This window comes from Polyangium spumosum, from assembly GCF_009649845.1.
Taxonomy (GTDB): domain Bacteria; phylum Myxococcota_A; class Polyangia; order Polyangiales; family Polyangiaceae; genus Polyangium; species Polyangium spumosum.
In genome coordinates this window covers 554,377-575,534 of record NZ_WJIE01000003.1, presented here as the reverse complement: position 1 = coordinate 575,534, position 21,158 = coordinate 554,377, and the positions used below count along the sequence as shown (strand labels likewise).

Here is a 21,158-nt window from a genome sequence, read left to right as displayed (position 1 = left end):
CGAACGTGCGGCGTTTCTCGTTACGACGATTCCGCGGCAGCCTCCCGCTCTTGCCGGTGGCGCCGGTGCTGGTGCTGGTGATCGGCATCGCGACGGCGTTCGCCATCGCGCTCCTCGGGATCACGCAGCTCCGACGTATCAGCGACGACGCCTCCTCGCTGCGCGCCGCCGCGATCGCGGGCACGCTCGCGGCGCGGATGCGCGTCGCCACGGTGGAGGAGCGCCCCGAGATCGTGGGGCGCGCGGCGAGGCGGAGCGGCACGGAGCTCCTGCTCGTCGAGCAGGGCGGGCAGATCCTCGTGGACGAGAGCTTCGGCCCGCCGAACAAGGCCGAGGTGCAGCGCCTGCTCGCGGCCGGGAGCGGCGAGACACGCACGGCGCTCGGTCGCGTGCGGTTCGCGGCGCGCCCGCTGGATCCGCCGCTCGATGGCATCACGGTGCTGGCCTTCGTGTCGGCGCCGAGCCCGCCGCCGGGGTACGTGCCGCTCGTGAACGCGGTCGCGGCGCTGACGGTGCTCCTGCTCGGCGTGGCGGTCTCCGTCGCGGTCGCGTTCACGAAGCAGCTCCGCGACGACGTCGACTACGTGCGCGAGCGCATCGTGGACATGGCGCGCCCCGACGCGGCGCCGACGGGTGAGCCGATCCCCCTCCGTTCGCTCGATCAGGTCGGCGTGCTGACGGCGGCGTTCAACCTGCTCGTCACGCGTTTCGCGGCCGCCGAGCGCAGCTACCGCGCGGATCTGCAGCAGGCCTCGGAGATGGACAAGGAGCGCTCGGCGTTCCTCGCGGGGCTGAGCCACGAGCTGCGCACGCCGCTGAACGCGATCCTCGGCTTCGCGCACGTGCTCGAGAGCGAGGTCGACGGCCCGCTGAGCGACGAGGCGCGCGAGTCGCTCGCCGTGATCCGGACGAGCGGCGAGCACCTCAGGCAGCTCATCGACGACATCCTCGAGCTCTCGGCGCTGGAGACGGGCACGCTGCAGCTCTCGCGCGGGCCCGTCGACGTCCGTCAGATCGCCGAGCAGGTCGTGCGCGAGGCGACCGCGACCATCAAGCGCAAGCCGCTCAGGCTCGAGGTGACGGGCGAGAGCCGGCTCTACGCGTACGCGGACAAACGGCGCGTGCGGCAGATCATCACGAACCTCGTCTCGAACGCGGTGAAGTTCACAGCCCATGGCTCGGTCACCGTGCAGATCGAGGCGCGCGGGTCGTTCGTGAAGATCGAGGTGCGCGACACGGGGCCGGGGATCCCGCGGGAGCAGACGGCGGCGATCTTCGAGGAGTACCGGCAGCTCGGCGACGCGCAGTCGCGACGCAGGGGCACGGGCCTCGGCCTCGCGATCACGAAGCGGCTCGTGCAGATGCACGGCGGCACGATCGACGTGAGCAGCGAGATGGGCCGCGGCTCGACGTTCACCGCCACGCTGCCTCACCTCGCGGATCCAGGCACGATCGTGGAGTCGTCGAGCGACTCGCGCGTGATCGATCTGTCCTCGGATCCGCCGCCGCGACCGGCGCGCCTGCTCGACTCGATGACGCCGCCGCCGATGCCGCTGCCGCGAAGGGAGCGTGATCGATGAGCGACGTCGCCCGCACCTTCACCCGCGCCATCCTGGGTCGCCAGCTCCTCACGGGCATCGGGGGTTTTTGCGCCATCGCGCTGCTCGCGCCGAACCTCATCGTGCTCGACTGGCCGATGACGAAGAAGGTCCTCGTCATCGGCGCCGCGCTCGCCGTCGTCGCGTGGGGCCTGTGCCTGCTCGTGACGTTGCTCCGGATCCACAAGCATCGCGCGCTCTTGCGCGTGCTCTCGGGCGGCGCCGCGACGGTGCGCGCGCAGGACTACGGCGACCTCGCCTCGCTGCCGAGCGCAATCACGCTGCGGACCTTCGTCGTCGGCTCGATCGTCGCCTTCGCCAGCCTCGTGCCCGGCGTCCGCCCCGAGAAGCTCGATCAGGGCCGCGCCATAAGCCTCCTCTGCCTCTCGATCACCATCGTCGGCGCCGCCTCGCTCATCCAGTACGTGCTCCTCCGCGGGGCCACGGTGCGCCTGCTCGAGCTCGTCCCGATCGAGCCCATCACGACGCTGCTCGAGTCGCAGGAGCTGCACCAGATCCCGCGCCGCAGGCTCTTGCAGAAGTTCCTGATCGCGGTCGTCGCGCCCGTCGCGCTCGTCGGCGTGGGCGCGGTGCTCACGACGCACGCGCACATGCGCACGCTCACCGAGCAGAGCCGGAAAAACACGGCGCTCCTGCTCGCGAAGATCGCGCTCGATCCGGGGCCGGGTCAGGGGAACAAGAACGCACGCGAAGACGCCGTGGCGGCGGCCGCGGAGCACGGGTTCCTCGCGCGGATCACCGGCCCGCGGCGCGACGGTGATCCCAACCTGCGCCGCGAGACCGACGGCGAGCTCGTGCTCAGCGTGCCGCTCGAAGAAGGCCAGGCCGACGTGCGGTTCACGGCCGAGCTCGATCCCGCGGTCACGACGGAGGGCGTGGGGATCGCGCTCGCGTTCGTCCTGATCGCGGCGCTGCTCGGCGTGCTCATCGGCCAGGCCATCGCGTCCGACCTGAAGCTCGCCACGCACCGCGTGCGCCTGCTCGGCACGGAGAGCGTGCTGCGCGGCGCGACGCAGATCGCGCGGCCTGCGCGCTTCGAGCTCGTCGCGCGGCTCGGGCGGGCGATCGAGGTCCTCGCCGAGCGCTTCCGCATCTTCGCCGGCGCGCAGGAGCGCGCGCTCGAGGCGCAGGAGGCCGCGCAGCGCATGCGAGGCCTGCTCTTCGCGAGCGTGAGCCACGACCTGAAGAGTCCGCTGAACGCGATCCTCGGCTTCGCGGAGCTCGTCGGCCGCGAGGAGCTCACGGCGAGCCAGCGCGAGAGTTTGGAGCTCATCGCCAACCGCGGGCGCGAGCTGCTCGCGCTCATCGAGTCGATCCTGGACACCGCGCGCGTCGAGGCCGGACAGCTCACGTTGATGCCGAGGGCGACCGAGGTCGCGCTCCTCACGACGGAGGCCGTGCGCAGGGCGCGCGAGCTCGCGGGCGACGCGCAGAGCGAGGTCGTCGTCGAGATCGCCGAGGGGCTGCCGACGATCCCCGTGGATCCTGCGTACGCCGCGCGCGCGATCGCCGTCGTCGTGGCGCACGCGATCCGGACCGCAGCAGCCGACGCGTCCTCGCGCGCCGTTCGTGTGCGCGCGCTCCGCCCTGCCCAGCCGGGTCAGGCCGTTCGGATCGACGTCGAGCTCGGCAGCCGCAACACGACACGCGCCGAGCTCGACGCGCTCTTCGCCCGCCGCGCCACCTCCCGCGGCCGCGGGCTCACGCTCGGCTTGAGCCTCGCGCGCTCGATCATGGAGCTGCACGGCGGCTCCGTGAAAGTGGAAGACACCCCCGACGGCGCGCCCGTCGTACAGTGCGTTCTCCCCCTCGTGATCCCGGGCAGCCGCCCGCGGCTCTCCTCGAAGCCTGCGCTCGGGTGACTTCCCTCTTTCCTTCGTACGGGTTACGTCCTGCCGCATGTCCGAGCGCGTGATCTCTCCGGCGTCCACCGCGGACGACGACCGCTTCGATCGGCTCTTCCGGCCGGACTCGCTCGACGAGTACGTCGGGCAGGACAAACACCGGCAGAACCTGAAGGTCTTCGTCGAGGCCGCGAAGCGCAGGCGTGAGCCGGTCGATCACACCCTCTTCTGCGGCCCTCCCGGCCTCGGCAAGACGACGCTCGCGCACATCGTGGCGCGCGAGATGGGCGTGAACCTGCACGCCACGAGCGGCCCGGCCATCGAGCACAAGGGCGCGCTCGCCGGCCTGCTCACCAAGCTCGAGGCGCGCGACGTCCTCTTCATCGACGAGATCCACAGGCTCACGCCGGCCGTCGAGGAAAGCCTCTACCCCGCGATCGAGGCGTTCAAGATCGACATCATGACGGGCGACGGCCCGTACGCGACGACGATCCAGCTCGCGCTCAAGCCCTTCACCCTCATCGGCGCGACGACACGAACGGGCTTGCTCACGGCGCCGCTCCTCTCGCGCTTCGGCTACGTCGTGCGTCTCGACTTCTACCCCGTCGAGGATCTGCAGCGCATCATCACGCGCAGCGCGCGGCTCATCGACGTGCCCATCGACGACGCGGGCGCCCGCGAGCTCGCCGCGCGCGCCCGCGGCACGCCGCGCGTGGCCAACCGCCTCTTGCGCCGCGCGCGCGACTTCGCCGAGGTCCTCGGCACCGGCCGCATCACCGCGAAGATCGCCGGCATGACCGCCGAGCGCCTGGAGATCGACGCCGCGGGCCTCGACGAGATGGACCGTCGGCTGCTCATGGTGATCATCGATCACTACGACGGAGGCCCCGTCGGCATCGACACCATCGCCGCCGCGCTGAGCGAGCCGCGCGACACCATCGAGGACGTCTACGAGCCGTACCTCCTGCAGCAGGGCTTCCTCGGCCGCACGCCGCGCGGGCGCATCGCCACGCGAAAGGCTTACGAACACCTCGGAAAGCCGATGCCCACGAAGGGCTCGCCCCAGGGCGACCTCTTCTCCTGACGCGGAAAGAGTGCGGTTGTTTCCCTTCCTGCGCGACCGCGGATAATCTCGTGGCGTGCACCCCGCGCTCCCCGTGCTCGTCGTCGACGACGACGCCGTCAGCCGACACGTGCTGACGCAGGCGCTCGCGGGCGCCGGCATCCCCGTGGCCACGGCGACGTCCGGCACCGAGGCACTCGCGTGGCTCGCCGAGCGAGACGCGTCGCTCGTCCTGCTCGACCTCGTCATGCCGCCGCCCGACGGCTTCGAGGTGCTGCGCCAGCTCCGCGAAGACACGCGCGTCGGCGACGTCCCCGTCGTCGTGCTCACGGCGCTCGACACGGACGACGACATCACGCGCGCCTTCGACGTGGGCGCCGACGACTTCGTCCGCAAGCCGTTCCGCCCCGCGGAGCTGCTCGCGCGGATCCGCGGCCAGCTCCGCATGCGCGAGTACGTCGACGCGCTCTGGCGTCGCGAGCGAGACGCGCGTGTCGTCCTCGAGCTGACGCAAGCGCTCTCGTCGACGCTCGACTTCCGCGACATCCTCTTCACGGTCGTACGTCGTATCGCCGAGGTGGCGCGGGTCGACCGCTGCAGCATCGTGCTCGTCGGCGACAACGTCGACACCGGGTACGTCGTGGCCGCGAGCGACGATCGGGATCTGCGCGACTTGCCCATCGCCCTCGACAAGTACCCCGAGATCCGGAGGACGCTCGAGACGGGCGAGGTGCTCGTGATCGAGGACGCCGCGACGCACCCGCTCTTCGAGGTCGTGCGCGCCGATCTCCCGCAGAATTCCTTCCGCTCGCTCGCCCTCGTCCCGATCGTCTACGACGACAAACCCATGGGCGTGCTCTTCCTGCGCGCCCGGCAGCCGGGGACGATGCGTGATCACGAGCTCTCCCTCGCGCGCACCGTGGCGAACGCGACGGCCATCGCGCTGCGCAACGCGAAGATCCTGCAGTCGCTCCGCGATCAGACGCAGGAGATCAACGTCGCGCGCTTCGAGGCCGAGCGGAGGCTCGCCGCGCTCGAGCGTTACGCCGACTTCTTCCACTCGTCCGCGGACGGCATCCTGGTCGTCGACGTCGACGGACGTATCCTCTTCTCGAACCCTCGCGCCCGCGAGATCACGGGCCTCACCGAGGAGCAGCTCGCCACGAGCAGCCTCGCCGACGTCGTCGACCCGAAGGATCTCCCGACGCTCCATCGCATCCGCAAGAGCTTCAAGCGGAACGTCTTCTCGCACATGGCCGACATCACGATCCGACGTTCGAGCGACATCGCCTGCGAACGTCGCATCATCAGCGTGAGCACGAGCTCGGTGCTCCGCGAGGACGGCGGCGCGATCCTCGTGAGCCTGCGCGACGTGACCGACGATCGCGCCACGGCCGCCGAGCTCAAGAAGACCAAGGAGTTCCTCGAGCGCGTCATCGAGAGCTCGGTCGACGCGATCATCTCGGCCGACAACGAGGGCGTGGTGCGCCTGTTCAACCGCGCCGCGGAGCGGATCTACGGCTACCGCGCGAGCGAGGTCGTCGGCGTGAGGAACGTGCGTGACCTCTACGCGCCGAGCCGCGCCTTCCAGATCATGCGGCTCATCAAGTCGCCGGAGCACGGAGGTCCGGGCAGGCTCGAGGGCTACCGGACGGAGGCGCTCGCGAAGGACGGCACCCTGATCCCGGTGCTCCTCTCGGCCGCGCTGATCGTCGAGGACAACCGCCCCGTCGGCTCCGTTGGTCTCTTCACGGACCTCCGCGAGCGGCTGCGCATGGAGGCGAAGCTGACGAAGGCGCAGGACGAGCTCCGCGCGCGAGAGAAGCAAGCGCTCATCGCGGAGCTCGCGGGCGCGGCCGCGCACGAGCTGAACCAGCCCCTCACGAGCGTGCTCGGCTACGCGGAGCTCATCAACCGGAGGGCCGAGGACCCGGCGTCCGTCCGCTCCGCAGCCGCGACGATCCTCGGGGAGGCGGAGCGAATGGCCGAGATCGTCCGGAAGATCGGCAAGATCACGCGCTACGAAACGAAGGCGTACGTGGGGGCAGCGAAGATCATCGACCTGGACCGGTCCAGCGAAGAGGACCCCAACCGAGCGCTCGGGTGAGAGATGGGTGCCGAAGGTCTCGAAGCTCCGATGCGGGAATCCCAGATCCCCATCACGCAAAGGAAAGCGATGCGCCGCGATCTCCCGGTCGAGTGGCTCGACGCTCTGCTCGTCGCCTCGTGCGAGATCCCGCCCGACGCGAGCGCCGAGGAGGCGGCCACGTCGATCGTCACGGCCGTCTTCGAGGTGCTGCCCGACGCGGCGATCGGCGTCTGCGTGCCCGGCGGGCCCGACGGGCAGGTCGTCGTTCGCCGCGGGGCGCGCAGCGAAGGCGAGTCACGTGATCCCACGCGGCTCTTCCCGGACTACGCCTTCGAACGTGTCGTCGTCATCAACGGCGACGAAGGCTCCACGCTGCACCTCGCCTCCGACGACGAGTCGCGCTTCTCGGGCACGGGCTCGATGGACGCCTTCATCGATCGCCTCGCGCTCGCGCTCGCCTCGGCCCTGCGCAACGCCCGCATCCATCGAGCGGCGCGCGCGCACGGCAGCGAGGTGAAGGAGCTCGAGGCCCAGGTCATCCAGGCCGGCAAGCTCGCCTCGCTCGGCCAGATCGCCGCCGGCATCGTGCACGAGCTCAACAACCCGCTCACCTCGATCGTCGCGTACTCGGACTACCTCCACAAGAAGGCCCTGCGCACGGAGGCGGACCCTGCCGACGTCGAGCGCCTCGCGCGCATCAACGAGGCCGCCGAGCGCATCCTGCGCTTCTCGCGTGACCTCATGGCGTACTCGCGCCCCACCGCGTCCGTGCCCGCGCCCGTCGCCATCCACGACACGATCGAGCGCGCGCTCGTGTTCTGCGATCACGTGCTCGGCGAGATGCGCGTCGTGGTCTCGCGCGAGTTCGGCGAGGTGCGCCTCGTGCGTGGCGTCGCGGGTCAGCTCACGCAGGTCTTCGTCAACCTGTTCACGAACGCGGCGCACGCGATGCGCGAGCACGGCGGACGCTTGCTCATCAAGACCGCGACGTCGGCGGCCGAGGGCACGGTGCGCATCACCATCCAGGACGAGGGCCACGGCATCGACGCCGCTCACCTCGAGAAGATCTTCGAGCCGTTCTTCACGACGAAGACCGACGGCACGGGCTCGGGCCTCGGGCTCAGCATCGTGCGGAACATCGTCGCGTCGCACGGCGGCAAGATCCGCGCGTACGCGCATCCCGAGAAGGGCACGGTGTTCGAGCTCGATCTGCCGGTGGCCGCGTCCCCGAGCGAGCCCCCGCAGCGCTGACGGCGCGTTACTTCGCGATCAGGCGATCGCCCTTCTGCGGCAGATCGACCGACATCGCGCCGTTGCGCTCGTAGGGCACGTAGCGGGGCGCGACGCCGCGCGCGGAGCTCGCGTCCGCGTCCGTCATGACCTGCCAGTGCAGGTGCGGCGCGAACGAGTGCCCCGAGTTGCCGCATCGACCGAGCTCGGTGCCTGCCGGGACAAACTGGCCTTTGCGCACGCGCACGGTGCCCGGGATGAGGTGCGCGAAGAGCGAGTACTCGCCGTTCTGATGATCGAGCACGACGAAGTTGCCGTGCATGTCGTACTTGTTCGCGCGCCCCGGGACGTTGTCGGGGACGCCGTCCACCGCGATGATCACCACGCCCGGCGCGTCGGCCACGATGGGCTGGTTGTACGAGGGGTGGTCCTCGTTGCGCTTCGATCGCGGCATGTCGTCGTCGATCACGAGATCGAGCGCGTAGGCCTGATCGTTGTTCGCGCCGTAGTGCGTGCGATAGACGCGCCACTTGCCGACGACCGGGAGCCGGTAGAGCACCGTCCCGGGCGCGTAGATCGGCATGTTCGGAGGAGGAGCGCTTCCGCCGCAGGCAGCGAGCAGGAGGCTTCCAGAGACGAGGAGGGGGGCGAAGAGAGACGAGCGGGGGACCATCCGCCCTAACTATACCGAGGGATCCGGCTCAGGGATTGACCTTGATTCCGATGACGAGGACGCCGCCTTTGTGGTTCTGTCCGGCGACGAAGAAGGTCTCGCCGGCCTTGGCGTTGACCTCGAGCAGCGGGAGGAAGTCGCTGCCGCCCGGCTTCTGGATGCTCGCGCTGATGACGTACCGCTTCGACTCGCCCTTTTTGCTCGGCTGAACGACGTCCTTCAGCGAGACCTTGAGCACCCTGTCGTTCGGCAGCTTCAGCGTGGAGGGGCTCGCCTTCGACGAGGTCTGCTTCGAGCGATCGAGCAGTTTGTAGCTGTTGTACGAGGAGAACGGCGGCTTCGCGAGCTCGGGCATCTTGCCGATCTTGGGGTCGATCCCCGTGCCGTCGTTCGTGCCGTGGAGGACCACGATCTCCATCGAAACGGACGCGTCGGCCTGGGCAGCGGCGGCGCCCTGCGCATGCGCCACGGAGGGGCCATGCCCGAGCGAGAGCCCAAAAGCGGCCACGAGCAAAGCAAACAGCGGGAGCCTCATTGTTCTCCTCCAGCGGAATCGTCGGCCAGCCACACGACGGTGGTGGTGTGGTTCGACGTGGCAGCCTCCGCGGGTACGTAAAAGATCGTGCCGATTCTGGTACCGAAGTCGACGGCCGCCACGGCCACGCCTACCTCGTCGTCGCCGTCCTGCACATCCGTATCGGCTGCGCGAGGCGCCTCCGTCGGCGTCGGGGCAGGGGCCGCAGGCGCTTCCGCGGGCGTCGTGACCACGGCCACGGGCGCGCCTTGCGGCCCAGGCGTCGCGACGTCCATCCGCCCCCAGATCATGAGCCCCGCCGCCGCCGCGACCGCGACGGCCGCGAGCGCGAAGATCCCGCGGGAATTGTCGTTCGACGGGCCCGACTTCGCCGCGACCTTGCCGAGGCCCGGCCGAAGCAGCGGCTTCACCTCGGCGTCCTTGCGCTCCGAGGCGTCCTCGCCCGACGCGGGCGCGGCGTCCCTCGCGTCGCGCGTCGTGCTCTCGTCGGCCGCGATCCGGGCCATGATCCCGTCCGTCAGATCGATCGTCGCGGCGCTCTCCGCGTTCTCCCGGACGATCGAGCCTGCGAGCGAGAGCGCGGCGACCTTGCTTCGCAGCACGCCGTCGCGCGAGACGGCCTGACGAACCTCGCGCAGGCGCTCGCCTTCGAGCTCACCGTCGACGTACATCATCAGCTCGAGGTCCGTCGGCGGCCGCTTCGTGCGCGTCTCGTGGGCTTCTCCGTTCATCATCTTCGTGCTCACGGCGCCTCCTCCGGCTCGGCTGCGATGCCGTCTGTGTTGCCGCCCCGCGAACGCCCTTCCTCTGCGTAACAATCCGCGAGCGCGCGCTGGAGCTTCTGCCGGGCGTGGAACAGCCGGCTCATGATCGTTCCCTTCGAAACGCCCATGGCCACGGCCATTTCTTCGTACGACATGCCATCGACCTCACGCATCAGGATCACGCCTCGGTGGTAGGGGGGCAGGGCGTCGAGGGCGGCCTGTATGCGACCCGCGATCTCCCGGCGACGCATGACGTCGATCGGGTCGGCCCCATCGATGCGCGACACCAGCGGGAACTCCGTCGGTTCCTCCGAAGCGGCTTGCCCGTCGACGAGCTCGGCGTCCCGGCGCCCAGGCTTGCGCATGAGGTCGATCGCGAGGTTCGTGACGATCCGGTAGAGCCAGGTGAAAAAGGACGACCCACCCTGGAAGGTGCCGAGGTTGCGGTACACCCGCAAAAAAGCGTCCTGCACCAGCTCGCGTGCGTCGTTCTCGTCGCGGACGAGGCCCATCGCGATCGCGAAGGCCCGGCGCTGGTGGCGCTCGACGAGCCGCCTGAACGCCGCCTGGTCCCCCTTCTGTGCCCGAAGGATGAGCTCACGATCTTCCTCTGCCTCCCGCCTTCGGGCCTCTTTGTTGGACGCCTCCTGCGAAGGCCTATTCACGCGGCCGATACGGCCGATCGCGGCTTCGGGCGGCGCCGGGGCGTCGGGAAGCTCGTCCGGCAGCCCCAGGGCACCTTCAGGCTGGTCGTCCGTCGGGTCGGCCGGCTCGGGCCGGAGGGACTCGTCCGGGGGCATGGGAATCGGGGGCACGTCGATGAGGTACTCTAGGCGATCGGCCTTCCGGCCGAAAGGTCAAGGCTCCTCACGGTCGTCAATCGGCTCGAGCTCGCCAAGCGTCACGCGGACGTCGAAGACCCGCTCGAGCCGCGCGATCCGCAAGGTCACCGTCTTGTTGACGCCCGCGATGCTCGCGAGCCACCGGAGCTCGTTCGGATCCGAGACGGGCTTGCCGTCGAAGGAGACGATGACGTCGTCAGGCGAGAGCCCAGCACGATCGGCCGGCCCACCCGCGATCACCCGCTGCACCCACGCGCCCTTGCGATCCGGCCGCCGCAAGCGGCTCGCCTCGATCGGGTTCAGCGCGTCGACGAAGACCCCGAGCGCGCTGCGCCGGATCTTCCCGTCCCGGAGCAACGTGGGCAAGAGCTGCTTGACCATGTTGATCGGGATCGCGAAGCCGATGTTGTTGGCGTTCGCGCGGACGGCCGCGTTGATGCCCACGACCTCGCCACGCATGTCGAGCAGCGGGCCGCCCGAGTTGCCGGGGTTGATGCTGGCGTCGGTCTGGAGGAAGTTGAAATAACCGCTGGGATCGAGGCCCTTCACGTCGTCACGCGTGCGGCCCTTCGCCGAGAGGATCCCCGCCGAGACGGTGTGCGAGAGGCCAAACGGGTTGCCGATCGCGACGACCCAGTCACCCACGTCGATCACGTCCGAGTCGCCCAGCGAAAGCGAGGGCAGGCCTCGTTCGTCGACGCGCAGGACCGCGATGTCCGTGTGCTTGTCGCGCCCCACGACCGTCGCGCGCATCTCACGGCCATCGACGAAGCCAACGACGATGTCCGTCGCATCCTCGATGACGTGGTTGTTCGTCAGCATGAACCCCTCGGGGTCGTAGACGAACGCCGTCCCGAGGCCCTCGGAGACGGCACGACGGCGGCCCGAAGCGGTCTCCTTCTCGACGCGCGCCTTGACCGTCGCCACCGCCGGATCCGCCTTCTTCGCGAGGGGCGCGAAGGAGATCGGCGTGCCTTCCTGGGTCACGATCGCCGGCGCGGCGGGCGCCGTCCGCGCGTGCGCAGAGGGAGGAGCCATCGGCGCCGCGCTGCTCGGAAGAGGGATCGCGCCGGGCGGGAGCGAAGCCCCAGGCTCGCCCGCCCCGGACGCGTTGCCCGACGAGCCGCCGCCCTTGCCACACGCCGACGCAGCCACGAGGAGCCACGAGATCAAGACGAGGAGCAGGAGCGGCGGGCGAGGTGAGCTCACGTTTCTTTGGATACCTCCGCGAGGCGCTCGCGCAACTCGTCGAGCGCCTGCGTGAGGAGCCGCTCCTCGTCGCCCGTGAGGTTGCCCTTCGTCTTCTCCTCGAGAAGCGTGAGCAGATCGATGTCCTGCTGGGCGAGGTCGAGGTTGCGCTCCGAGTGCCCATCCGGGCCGGGCATATCGCCGAGATGGACGTGCGCCGAGCCGATGATGGACATCACGAAGATCGAGAAGTCGAGCTTCGGGAGCTGCCCCGCTGCCGGCGCGTCGCGATCGCCCTGGCCGCTCACGCCTCGCCTGCCTCGTTGGCTACGTCGGCTACGTCGGCTACGTCGGCTGCGTCGGCTACGTCGGCTGCGTCGGCTACGTCGTCGACATCATCGTCGTCATCCGCGTCCACGTCCGCGATCGTCTCGCTGCTCTGGGCCGGGGCAGCCGTGACCGCGGGCATCGTCGCGACGGGCATCGTCGCGACGGGCATCGTCGCGACGGGCGCAGCCGCCGGAGCCTGCGCCGGGGCCTGCGCGGCAGACGCAGAGACGAGCGCGGGCTGCGCGATGCCGAGCCCCTCGGCCTCGGTCTCGAGCTCGGGGAGCTCGCCGAGGTAACGGTCGAGGTCCGCCTGGGTGATCACGCCCGCGGCGAGGAGGCGCTCGCGCACCCGGAGATCATAGGCAAGCGCGGCAAAGTATCCCTGATCCGTAGCTGCTTTCATCGGTTCGTCGTGTCTCCCTTGGTCGGACTTGCTCCCCCCCGGGTGCAGTAGGCTTCAGCGCTTGCGCGAGAGCTGGACGAGATGTCCGCCGCCCTCGGGCGCGTGGCCATGATCATGGTCGTGATCATGGTCGTGATCGTGGTCGCAGCAGCCGCCACCACCGTCGCCGAGGGCGCGCTCCTCGAGCTCGGCCTGCGCCTCCGCGATCTCCTCTTCGCTCGCCGCGCGCACGTCGTGCACGACGACCTCGAAGCGGATCTTCTGGCCCGCGAGCGGGTGGTTCGTATCCACGACGAACGCGTCGGGGAGGACCTCGACCACGCGCATCGCGATGGATTCGCCGTCGGGGGCCTGCGCGATGAACTCGTCGCCCGGCGTCACGTGCTCGCTGTCGGGGAAATCGGCCTTGTCGACCTCGAAGACGCCCTCGTCGTCGTGCTGGCCGAAGGCGTCTTCGGGCTCGACGACGACCTCACGACGCTCGCCCGCGTGCATGCCCTCGACCGCTCGCTCGAGCCCGGGGAGGATCTGCGCGTAGCCGTGGACGTACTCGAGCGGCTCGCTTTCCGTGGCGCGATCGACCGTATCCCCGTCCTCGTCGAAGAGGACGTACGAGAGCGAGACGCGCGTGTCGGGGCCAATGGCGGGCTGGGACATGGGCCCGTGGGTGTGCCACGTAGGCGCCGCCCCTTCAAGCGTCGCGAAAGGTCCTTTGCCACGGCCGCGCCCGGAGGCTCCACCGTGCTATCACGGGTTCCGTCATGGCCAATCCGGGAGTGCACCTCGACGCGGGCGGGCCGGCCCGGAACAACACGGCCGAGCGAGCCGACCTGCAAAAAGCGCTGTCGCGCGTGGAAGGCCGGGGAAAGTGGCTCCGGTGGCTCGTCATCCTGATCGTCCTCGCAGGCCTCGTCGCGGGCGGGATGATCTGGATGCAGAAGACCAAGCCGCCGCCGCCCGCGCGTTACGTGACCACGTCCCTCACGCAGGGCGACGTCTTCGAGACCATCCAGTCGACCGGGCAGGTCAAGCCGGTCACCGAGGTGCAGATCGGCGCGCAGGTCTCCGGGCGCATCACGAAGGTCCACGTGGACTTCAACAGCCACGTGAAGGCCGGTGATCTCCTGGCGGAGATCGATACGCAGCTCCTCGGCGCGGAGATCGACGCGAACGCAGCGCAAGTCGCGGCCGGGAGCGCGAGCGTCAAGCGAGCCGAGGCGAACCTCGAGACGGCGAAGGTGCGGCTCGATCGCGCGCGGAAGGTCTTCGCGGAGGGCGTGGGATCGCAGGCGGATCTCGACTCCGCGCAAGGGAGCTACGACATGGCGCTCGCCGAGGTGGCGTCCGCCAAAGCGCAGGTCGCGCAGCTCAACGCCACGCTGCGGCGCTCGAACACGAACCTCGCGTTCACGAAGATCTTCTCGCCCATCGAGGGCGTCGTAATCAACCGCGCGATCGATCCCGGCCAGACCGTGGCCGCGAGCTTCCAGACGCCGACGCTCTTCGTGATCGCCCAGGACCTGCGCAAGATGCGCGTCCTCGCGGACATCGACGAGGCGGACGTGGGGCGCCTGAAGGAGGGCATGACCGCGGACATCCGCGTCGACGCGTTCCCGGGCGAGTCGTTCAAAGGGCTCGTGAGCCAGGTGCGATACAGCCCCGTGAACCAGGCGGGCGTCGTGACGTACGCCGCGGTGATCGAGGTCGAGAACCCCGACATCAAGCTGCGCCCCGGCATGACGGCGACGGCGACGATCCACTCGGCCGAGGCGAAGGGCGTCAAGCGCCTGCCGAACGCGGCGCTTCGGTTCAAGCCCGCGCCGCCGATGACGAAGGAGGGCAAGCCGATCCCGCAGGATCCGCTCCCGCCGCTGCCCGCAGGAAAAGGGCGCATCTACGTGATCACCAACGAGACGCCGGGCGCCGAGCAGATCGAGATGCGCGAGGTCGACATCGGCATCACGGACGGCATCCACACGGCGCTGCGCACGGACATCGGTGACCTCAAGGTCGTCACCGAAGAGACCGACGAGGCGACCAAGGGCGCGCGTGGTCGCAGGCCGTTCTAGGCGAGGGACGTGATGAAGGACGCCCCGCCGATCATCGAGTTCGACGACATCCAGAAGGACTACGTCACCGAGGCGGTCGTCGTGCGCGCCCTGCGCGGCGTGAGCCTGACGATCGAGAAGGGCGAGTTCGTCGCGATCATCGGGCAGAGCGGCTCGGGCAAGAGCACGATGATGAACATCATCGGCTGCCTCGATCGACCGACGCGCGGGAAGTACATCCTCGACGGGATCGACGTCGGCTCGCGGAGCAACGACGCGCGGGCCATCGTGCGAAACCACCTCATCGGCTTCGTGTTCCAGGGCTTCAACCTGCTGCCCCGCACGACCGCGCTGGAGAACGTCGAGCTGCCCCTCGTGTACCGAGGCGTCGGCGCCTCCGAGCGGAGGAAACGCGCGGTGGAGTCGCTCTCCGCCGTCGGACTCGGCACGCGCTTGCACCACACGCCGAACCAGCTCTCCGGCGGTCAGCAGCAGCGCGTCGCGATCGCGCGCGCCCTCGTGACGCAGCCGCCGCTCCTGCTCGCCGACGAGCCCACCGGTAACCTCGACACACGCACGAGCTTCGAGGTGCTCGATCTGCTGCAGCGGCTCAACCGCGAGCAGGGCATCACCATCGTGCTGGTCACGCACGAGCGCGACATCGCCGACTGCGCGGGGCGCGTGGTCGAGATGCGCGACGGCAAGGTGCGGCGCGACATCGTCAACGAGAAGCCGACGGACGCAGCGCGCGCGCTCGCGGAGCTGCCGGCGCAGGAAGATTACGGGGCCGCCTCGTGATGGCGATCCTGGCCGCGATCCGGCTCGCGTTGCGCGCCCTCGTGCGCTCCAAGATGCGCTCGAGCCTGACGGTGCTCGGCATCCTCATCGGGGTCGCGGCGGTGGTGATCGTGGTCGCGCTCGGCACGGGCGTGCAGGCGCAGGTCGTCGGGCAGATCTCGAACCTCGGCGCGAACGTCATCTTCATCTTCCCGCAGTCGACGCAGAGCTCGGGCGTGCGCTCGAGCGACGTCAATCGCCTCACGGAGGCCGACGGTCGCGCCCTCGTCGCCGAGGCGACGAGCGTGGCGAACGTCGCGCCCTTCAGCTCCACGGGAGCGCAGGTGATCGCCGGCGATCGCAACGCCGTGACGCAGGTGATGGGCGTCTCGCGCAGCTACTTCCCCGTGCGCGGCTTCTCCGTGGACAAGGGGCAGATGTTCACGGAGTCGGAGGAGCTGCTCAAAGCGAAGGTCGTGATCCTCGGCGAGACCGTCCGCGAAAAACTCTTCGGCACCGGAGATCCGATCGGCCAGTACGTGCGCATCGGCCGCTATCCGTACCGCGTCGTGGGTCTGCTCGCGAAGAAGGGGCAGTCGCCCTTCGGCGAGGATCAGGACGATCGTGTGCTCATGCCGATCGGCAGCTTCCGCGCGCGCGTGGTGCCGAGCCCGCCGGGGCGCGTGCAGCAGCTCATCGCCTCCGCGACGGACGAGCGGACGGTCGACCGCGCCGTCGCGCAGATCGAGTCGATCCTGCGCCAGCGGCACGGGATCGCGCCCGATCAGGATCCGGATTTCGGCATCCGCACGCAGGCCGAGTTCCGCAAATCGTCCGAGGAGATCGTGGGCACGTTGACCGTGCTCCTCTCGTCGATCGCAGCGGTCTCGTTGCTCGTCGGCGGCATCGGCGTGATGAACATCATGCTCGTCAGCGTGACCGAGCGGACGCGCGAGATCGGCATCCGCATGGCGATCGGCGCGTCGGCGGCGGACATCATGACGCAGTTCCTCGTCGAGGCGATCGTGCTCAGCGTGATCGGCGGCGTGTTCGGGCTGGGGATCGGCGCGGGCGTGATCAAGGCGCTCGGCGGCGCGCTCGGCTGGTCGCTGGAGCTCCCGATCCCGGCGGTCGTCGCCGCGATGGGGACGAGCGCGGTGATCGGGATCGTGTTCGGGTTCTTCCCCGCGAGGAGGGCGGCGCTGATGGATCCCATCGTCGCGCTGCGACAAGAGTGATCGGCATCTGGCGTGTCTTGTCCGCGATCGCGATCGCCATGCGGGCGGTCCTGCGCAACAAGCTGCGCGCGGCGTTGACGATCCTCGGCATCACCATCGGCATCGCGGCCGTCGTGACGATGACCGCGCTCGGCGACGGCGCGCGCGCCAAGATCAACGGGCAGATCACGAACCTCGGATCGAACGCGCTGATCGTCTTTCCGCAGTCGGCGAGGGCCTCGGGCGCGCGCACGGCGGGAGGGTCGAAGCTCTCGGAGTCCGACTGCCAGGCGCTCGAGCGCGAGTCGACGAGCATCAAGGCCGCTGTGCCATTCCTGCGCGCGTCGGCGCAGGTCGTCTACGAAGGGCAAAACGCGAAGGCCGAGGTGATCGGCTCGCGCCTCGGCTACCTCCAGGTGCGCAACTGGAAGCTGCAGAGCGGCGAGCCGTGGACGACGTCGTCCGAGAACGTCTCGGAGAAGGTCGTGGTGATCGGCACCGGGACGGCGAAGGAGATCTTCGGCTCGGCCGATCCCGTGGGTCGATGGATCCGCATCGGCCGGCATCCTTATCGCGTGCTCGGCGTGCTCGAAGAGAAGGGCCCTTCGCCGTTCGGTCGGAGCCAGGACGACGTCGTGGTCATGCCGATCAGCACGATGCGATCCCACGTGCGGTTCACGCGGCCGGGCGAGACGGACGCCATCATGATGAGCGCCACGAGCCCGGAGACGACCGACCGCGCGAAGAAACAAGCCGAGGAGATCCTCCGCCAGCGGCATCGCATCCGCGAGGGAGAAGAGGACGACTTCCTCATCCGCACGCAGGCCGAGTTCCAGCAGATGCAGGACAAGATCTACGGCGTCCTGTCGCTCCTGCTCGTCGGGATCGCGGCCGTGTCGCTCGTCGTGGGCGGCATCGGCGTCATGAACATCATGCTCGTCAGCGTGACCGAGAGGACCCGCGAGATCGGCATCCGCATGGCGATCGGCGCGCGCGAGATGGACATCCTCGTGCAGTTTCTGGTCGAGTCGCTCGTGCTCGCGACGCTCGGCGGGGTCGTGGGGACGACGATCGGCTACGCGGCGATCCTGGGCCTCGGCGCGGCGCTCGATCTGCCGATGAAGCTCGCGCCCCAGGCGCTCGCGGTCGCGCTCGGGACGAGCACGGCGATCGGGCTCGTGTTCGGGTTTTTCCCGGCGCGCAGGGCCGCACGCATGGATCCGGTGCAGGCGCTCGGGCGCGAATGACGGGACGACAAAAGGCCACGCGCCCCGGAGCCTCTCGGCCGCGGGGCGCGTGATCGTTCGGTCGATCGAGCCCGGGGGTTTGGGGGCGAAGCTCCGCTTGCCGGAGCGAAGCCCCCAAGCGTCGACTAATGACTGGACTGGCTCTTCTTCATGAGGTCCGCGAAGGTGCCGAACTTCGCCTCGCGGGCGACACCAGCGCGGTACGACTGGTAGGCCTGCTTCTCGGCGTCCTCCTTGAGCGCGCGGATCGAGAGCTTCGCCTCGCCGCGGCGCGGGTCGACCTCGAGCACCTTCGCGTCGAGCTTCGTGCCCACGGGGAACTCCTTGCGGAGATCCGTGCCACGCGCCGTGCCGGTGTGGCCCGCCGGGATGAACCCGCGCGCCGCGCGCCCGGTGACGCCGAGGACGCGGACCGAGAGGCCTCCCTCGACGGCCGCCACGACGGCGACCTTCACGGCCTTGTACTGCTGCACGCGCTGACGAGGCTCTTCCTCCTCGCCCGCCGGCAGCGCGGGGTGCAGGCCGATCTTGTGCGCGCCCGGATCGCAGCTCGCGACCACCACGTCGATCTCGTCGCCGACCTTCACCACCTCGCTCGGGTGCTCGACCTGCTTGAACGAGATGTCCGCCGTGTGGCAGAGGCCGTCGATCCCGGGCTCGAGCTCGATGAACGCGCCGAACGGCTGCAGGCGCGCGATCTTGCCCTTGTGCTTGGTGCCGACCGCGTACTTCTCCTTCACCGTGTCCCACGGATCCGCGGTCGTGGCCTTGTGGCTCAGCCACAGCTTGCCCTTGTCGTCGATGCGGATGACCTTGACGTCGATCTCCGCGCCGGGACGGAAGAGGTCGCTGAGGCGCGCGCTGCGATCGTGGCTCGCCTCGCTCATGTGGATGAGGCCTTCGACGTTGCCCGCGTCGGGCAACGCGACGAAGACGCCCCACGCCACGACCTTGCGCACGATGCCCTTGTGCACGCTGTTCGGCGTGACCTTGCTGAGCGCCTCGGTGCGCGTGCGGCGCGCATCCTCTTCGAGCATGCGCTTGCGCGAGACCACGATGTCGCGGCCCTTCTTCGCGTACTGCGCGACCACGAAGTCGAGCCTCTGACCGACGAGGTGCGAGAGGTCGGCGCCGTGGCGCAGATCGACGTGGGACGCCGGCGCGAACGCGCGCATGCCGCCGAGGTCCACCTCGAGCCCGCCCTTCACCGCGCCCGTCACGAAGCCGAAGACCGGCTCGCCGCTCTGCGACGCGGCCTCGAGCTGCGTCTTCAGCTCGTCGAGAGGCTTCGGCTGGCCCTTGCAGAGCACCAGCATGCCGCCGCGAACGCCCGTGCTCTGCACGCTCGCGATGAACTGATCTCCCTCGGCCGGCACTTCCTCGTCGCCGAGCTCTTGCCGATCGAAGAGGCCCGTCGCCTTGCCTGCGATGTCGATCCAGATCGCCTGGTCCGTCACCTTGCAGACCTTGCCGAAGACCTCTTCGCCCACGCTGAACGCAGGGCGCTCGCGCAGAGCTGCGGCAGCCGCAGCGGCCTGTTTGTCCTTGCGGCGATCCTTGCGCTTGCCTTGCGGCGCTTCGCCTCCGGGCTGGGCCTCGGCGGCCTCGCCGGCCTCCGCCTCCTCGCCCTCCGCGCCCTCGTCCTCGGCGCCTTCGGCACCCTCGGCGGCGGCCTCCGTCGCCTGGCCTGGTGCGCCCGGCGGGCCCTTGCGCTTCCTGCGACGCTTGCGCTTCTTCGCGTCGCCGCCCGGGCCTTCGGCGCTCGCCGCAGGGCTCGCCTGCGGCCTTCCGCCGGCGCCCGGCAAGCGGTTGCCGATGTCGTCTCCCGGCTGCTCCTCCTCCTCGAAGTCCTCGCGGGAGGGAGCGGCGGTTTCCGGGGAAGACGAGGCAGCCTGGGCCTCGGTGTTCGCCTCGGGCTTCTGATCTTGCGGCTGCGCCTCGGGCGCCGCGGCGTCCGTCTGGACCTCTGCCGCCTCGGTATTGTCGTTGTCCGTGTTCATCCGGGATCTCGGGCCCCGCTCGCGGCGCGTGTCGTCAGGGGACGCTCATTCGCGCATACGCGTAGCTCGGAAGGGGACGGAAAACATAACGTACCTCGCGCACAGGCGCGAGGTCTCAGCGAACGGCGCGCGAACTTTCGCGACGTTTTTTTAACGTACGATGGGTAAAAACCGCTGTTGGCCGCCACTCCGGTCGATGCGGAGGGTGCCCCCGCGACCGAGGTCGAGCACGCTCACCTTGGCCGCCAGCCGCTGGGCCACCTCGAGGAAGGCTCGGCCGACCGAGCTCTCCGGCGCCGCCTGCACGACGGGCGTGCCCGCGTCGCCCCACTCCCGCACCGAAGGATCGAGCGGGATCTGGCCGAGCAGCGGGGCGCCCGCGAACTCGGCGATCTTCTGCCCGCCGCCGGAGCCGAAGAGCTCGTGGCGCGCGGAGCAACCGTCACAGATGAAATAACTCTCGTTCTCGACGACCCCGAGGATGGGGATGCCCACCTTCTGGGCCATCGAGACCGATTTGTAAACGTCCTGGAGCGCGACCTCCTGCGGCGTCGTCACGACCACGGCGCCCGTGGTCCGCAGCTTCTGCGAGATCGTGAGCACGATGTCGCCCGTGCCGGGAGGCAGGTCGAGGATGAGGTAGTCGAGCGTGCCCCAGTCGACGTCCTTCATGAACTGGAGCAACGCGTTCTGGATCATCGGCCCGCGCCAGACCACGGCTTGACGCGCGTCCTCCAGCAAGAAGCCGATCGACATGAGCTTCACGCCGAAGCGCTCGAGCGGCAGGAAATGCTGGCCGTCGGACGAGGTCGGCCGGCCCATCACGCCGAGCATCGTCGGCACGCTCGGCCCGTACATGTCGGCGTCGAGCAGGCCCACGCGGCAGCCGAGTCGGTTCAACGCGAGCGTGAGGTTCGCGGCGACCGTGCTCTTTCCGACGCCGCCCTTGCCGCTCATGACGAGCACGATGTTCTTCACGCCCGGGCAAGGATCGTCGGCCATGATGTTGCGCTCGGGAACGTTTGAGCTCCAAGCAATGGACACGTTCGCGGCGCCGACGGCCTTCAGCGCCGCCGTCACGTCGTCCTGGATCCGCGCCTTGTACGGGCACGCCGGCGTCGTGAGCGTGATGCCGACGGTGACGTCGTCACCTTCGACGGTGACGTCCCCCAGCATGCCGACGTCGGCGAGGGGACGAGAGAGCTCGGGGTCCTCGACCTTTGCGAGCGCGGTTTTCGCGGAGTCGACCGTGATTGCCATGATTTCCTTGGGGGCAGGCGCGGGGCAGC

Annotated in this window: 19 protein-coding genes; 9 read left to right on the top strand and 10 right to left on the bottom strand. The window is 69.5% G+C overall.

Annotation, left to right across the window (positions count from 1 at the left end):
- The first annotated feature begins 5 nt into the window (after positions 1-5).
- The 5 genes from GF068_RS12400 (at position 6) to GF068_RS12380 (ending at position 7,866) form a co-directional block, all read left to right on the top strand.
- Positions 6-1,580 carry a sensor histidine kinase gene (locus GF068_RS12400; protein WP_338046351.1) on the top strand — a complete coding sequence of 525 codons (1,575 nt, stop codon included), beginning with the start codon at positions 6-8 and terminating at the stop codon, positions 1,578-1,580.
- Positions 1,577-3,481, top strand: coding sequence for a sensor histidine kinase (locus tag GF068_RS12395; RefSeq protein ID WP_153819558.1), 1,905 nt, complete (start codon positions 1,577-1,579; stop codon positions 3,479-3,481). The genes GF068_RS12400 and GF068_RS12395 overlap by 4 nt, the downstream gene beginning before the upstream one ends.
- A gap of 37 nt (positions 3,482-3,518) precedes the next feature.
- On the top strand, positions 3,519-4,547 hold the full coding sequence (ruvB, locus tag GF068_RS12390) for a Holliday junction branch migration DNA helicase RuvB (protein WP_153819557.1): 1,029 nt from the start codon (positions 3,519-3,521) through the stop codon (positions 4,545-4,547).
- 55 nt (positions 4,548-4,602) lie between these two features.
- The gene (locus tag GF068_RS12385; protein WP_338046350.1) at positions 4,603-6,633 is read left to right on the top strand and encodes a PAS domain S-box protein; all 2,031 of its coding nucleotides are present in this window, start codon (positions 4,603-4,605) and stop codon (positions 6,631-6,633) included.
- A 69-nt stretch (positions 6,634-6,702) separates the two neighbouring features.
- Positions 6,703-7,866, top strand: a complete 1,164-nt coding sequence (locus tag GF068_RS12380; RefSeq protein ID WP_240806836.1) for a sensor histidine kinase — start codon at positions 6,703-6,705, stop codon at positions 7,864-7,866.
- 7 nt (positions 7,867-7,873) lie between these two features.
- Here the strand turns inward: GF068_RS12380 and GF068_RS12375 are convergent, their stop codons facing one another.
- From GF068_RS12375 to GF068_RS12340, 8 genes are all read right to left on the bottom strand, one after another.
- Positions 7,874-8,428, bottom strand: a complete 555-nt coding sequence (locus GF068_RS12375) for a M23 family metallopeptidase (protein WP_170319444.1) — start codon at positions 8,426-8,428, stop codon at positions 7,874-7,876.
- A gap of 118 nt (positions 8,429-8,546) precedes the next feature.
- Complete coding sequence (locus GF068_RS12370) at positions 8,547-9,053, bottom strand: hypothetical protein (RefSeq protein ID WP_153819554.1); 507 nt, start codon at positions 9,051-9,053, stop codon at positions 8,547-8,549.
- Positions 9,050-9,799, bottom strand: a complete 750-nt coding sequence (locus tag GF068_RS12365; RefSeq protein WP_338046349.1) for an RseA family anti-sigma factor — start codon at positions 9,797-9,799, stop codon at positions 9,050-9,052. Before GF068_RS12365 ends, GF068_RS12370 begins: the two co-directional genes overlap by 4 nt.
- On the bottom strand, positions 9,796-10,632 hold the full coding sequence (locus GF068_RS12360; RefSeq protein ID WP_338046348.1) for a sigma-70 family RNA polymerase sigma factor: 837 nt from the start codon (positions 10,630-10,632) through the stop codon (positions 9,796-9,798). The genes GF068_RS12365 and GF068_RS12360 overlap by 4 nt, the downstream gene beginning before the upstream one ends.
- Before the next feature lie 42 nt (positions 10,633-10,674).
- Positions 10,675-11,868 carry a S1C family serine protease gene (locus GF068_RS12355; protein WP_338046347.1) on the bottom strand — a complete coding sequence of 398 codons (1,194 nt, stop codon included), beginning with the start codon at positions 11,866-11,868 and terminating at the stop codon, positions 10,675-10,677.
- Complete coding sequence (locus GF068_RS12350; protein ID WP_338046345.1) at positions 11,865-12,155, bottom strand: DUF1844 domain-containing protein; 291 nt, start codon at positions 12,153-12,155, stop codon at positions 11,865-11,867. Before GF068_RS12350 ends, GF068_RS12355 begins: the two co-directional genes overlap by 4 nt.
- Positions 12,152-12,526 (bottom strand): hypothetical protein, encoded by a 375-nt coding sequence (locus tag GF068_RS12345; protein ID WP_170319395.1) that lies wholly within the window; start codon positions 12,524-12,526, stop codon positions 12,152-12,154. Before GF068_RS12345 ends, GF068_RS12350 begins: the two co-directional genes overlap by 4 nt.
- Before the next feature lie 108 nt (positions 12,527-12,634).
- Positions 12,635-13,237 (bottom strand): FKBP-type peptidyl-prolyl cis-trans isomerase, encoded by a 603-nt coding sequence (locus GF068_RS12340; protein WP_153819552.1) that lies wholly within the window; start codon positions 13,235-13,237, stop codon positions 12,635-12,637.
- 104 nt (positions 13,238-13,341) lie between these two features.
- Here GF068_RS12340 and GF068_RS12335 point away from each other — a divergent pair, with 104 nt between their 5' ends.
- From GF068_RS12335 to GF068_RS12320, 4 genes are read left to right on the top strand one after another with little or no spacing between them, the layout of a single operon-like run.
- The gene (locus tag GF068_RS12335; protein WP_153819551.1) at positions 13,342-14,649 is read left to right on the top strand and encodes an efflux RND transporter periplasmic adaptor subunit; all 1,308 of its coding nucleotides are present in this window, start codon (positions 13,342-13,344) and stop codon (positions 14,647-14,649) included.
- A 12-nt stretch (positions 14,650-14,661) separates the two neighbouring features.
- Entirely contained in the window at positions 14,662-15,426 is a 765-nt protein-coding gene (locus tag GF068_RS12330) for an ABC transporter ATP-binding protein (RefSeq protein WP_153819550.1), read from the top strand.
- Positions 15,426-16,643: an ABC transporter permease gene (locus tag GF068_RS12325; RefSeq protein ID WP_153819860.1), complete on the top strand. Its 1,218-nt coding sequence runs from the start codon at positions 15,426-15,428 to the stop codon at positions 16,641-16,643. Before GF068_RS12330 ends, GF068_RS12325 begins: the two co-directional genes overlap by 1 nt.
- Before the next feature lie 17 nt (positions 16,644-16,660).
- Positions 16,661-17,869 (top strand): ABC transporter permease, encoded by a 1,209-nt coding sequence (locus tag GF068_RS12320; RefSeq protein WP_240806835.1) that lies wholly within the window; start codon positions 16,661-16,663, stop codon positions 17,867-17,869.
- 125 nt (positions 17,870-17,994) lie between these two features.
- On the opposite strand, the gene GF068_RS12315 is transcribed toward GF068_RS12320, so the two are convergent.
- Entirely contained in the window at positions 17,995-19,869 is a 1,875-nt protein-coding gene (locus GF068_RS12315) for a S1 RNA-binding domain-containing protein (protein ID WP_153819549.1), read from the bottom strand.
- Positions 19,870-20,019: 150 nt separating this feature from the next.
- Complete coding sequence (locus GF068_RS12310) at positions 20,020-21,129, bottom strand: Mrp/NBP35 family ATP-binding protein (RefSeq protein WP_153819548.1); 1,110 nt, start codon at positions 21,127-21,129, stop codon at positions 20,020-20,022.
- Positions 21,130-21,158 lie beyond the last annotated feature (29 nt).

Excerpts from the sequence above, each read along its gene's own strand:
- GF068_RS12395 (WP_153819558.1), top strand. The coding sequence starts at position 1,577 with ATGAGCGACGTCGCCCGCACCTTCACCCGCGCCATCCTGGGTCGCCAG.
- ruvB (WP_153819557.1), top strand. The coding sequence starts at position 3,519 with ATGTCCGAGCGCGTGATCTCTCCGGCGTCCACCGCGGACGACGACCGC.
- GF068_RS12380 (WP_240806836.1), top strand. The coding sequence starts at position 6,703 with ATGCGCCGCGATCTCCCGGTCGAGTGGCTCGACGCTCTGCTCGTCGCC.
- GF068_RS12375 (WP_170319444.1), bottom strand. The coding sequence starts at position 8,428 with ATGCCGATCTACGCGCCCGGGACGGTGCTCTACCGGCTCCCGGTCGTC.
- GF068_RS12370 (WP_153819554.1), bottom strand. The coding sequence starts at position 9,053 with ATGAGGCTCCCGCTGTTTGCTTTGCTCGTGGCCGCTTTTGGGCTCTCG.
- GF068_RS12340 (WP_153819552.1), bottom strand. The coding sequence starts at position 13,237 with ATGTCCCAGCCCGCCATTGGCCCCGACACGCGCGTCTCGCTCTCGTAC.
- GF068_RS12335 (WP_153819551.1), top strand. The coding sequence starts at position 13,342 with ATGGCCAATCCGGGAGTGCACCTCGACGCGGGCGGGCCGGCCCGGAAC.
- GF068_RS12330 (WP_153819550.1), top strand. The coding sequence starts at position 14,662 with ATGAAGGACGCCCCGCCGATCATCGAGTTCGACGACATCCAGAAGGAC.
- GF068_RS12325 (WP_153819860.1), top strand. The coding sequence starts at position 15,426 with ATGGCGATCCTGGCCGCGATCCGGCTCGCGTTGCGCGCCCTCGTGCGC.
- GF068_RS12315 (WP_153819549.1), bottom strand. The coding sequence starts at position 19,869 with ATGAACACGGACAACGACAATACCGAGGCGGCAGAGGTCCAGACGGAC.
- GF068_RS12310 (WP_153819548.1), bottom strand. The coding sequence starts at position 21,129 with ATGGCAATCACGGTCGACTCCGCGAAAACCGCGCTCGCAAAGGTCGAG.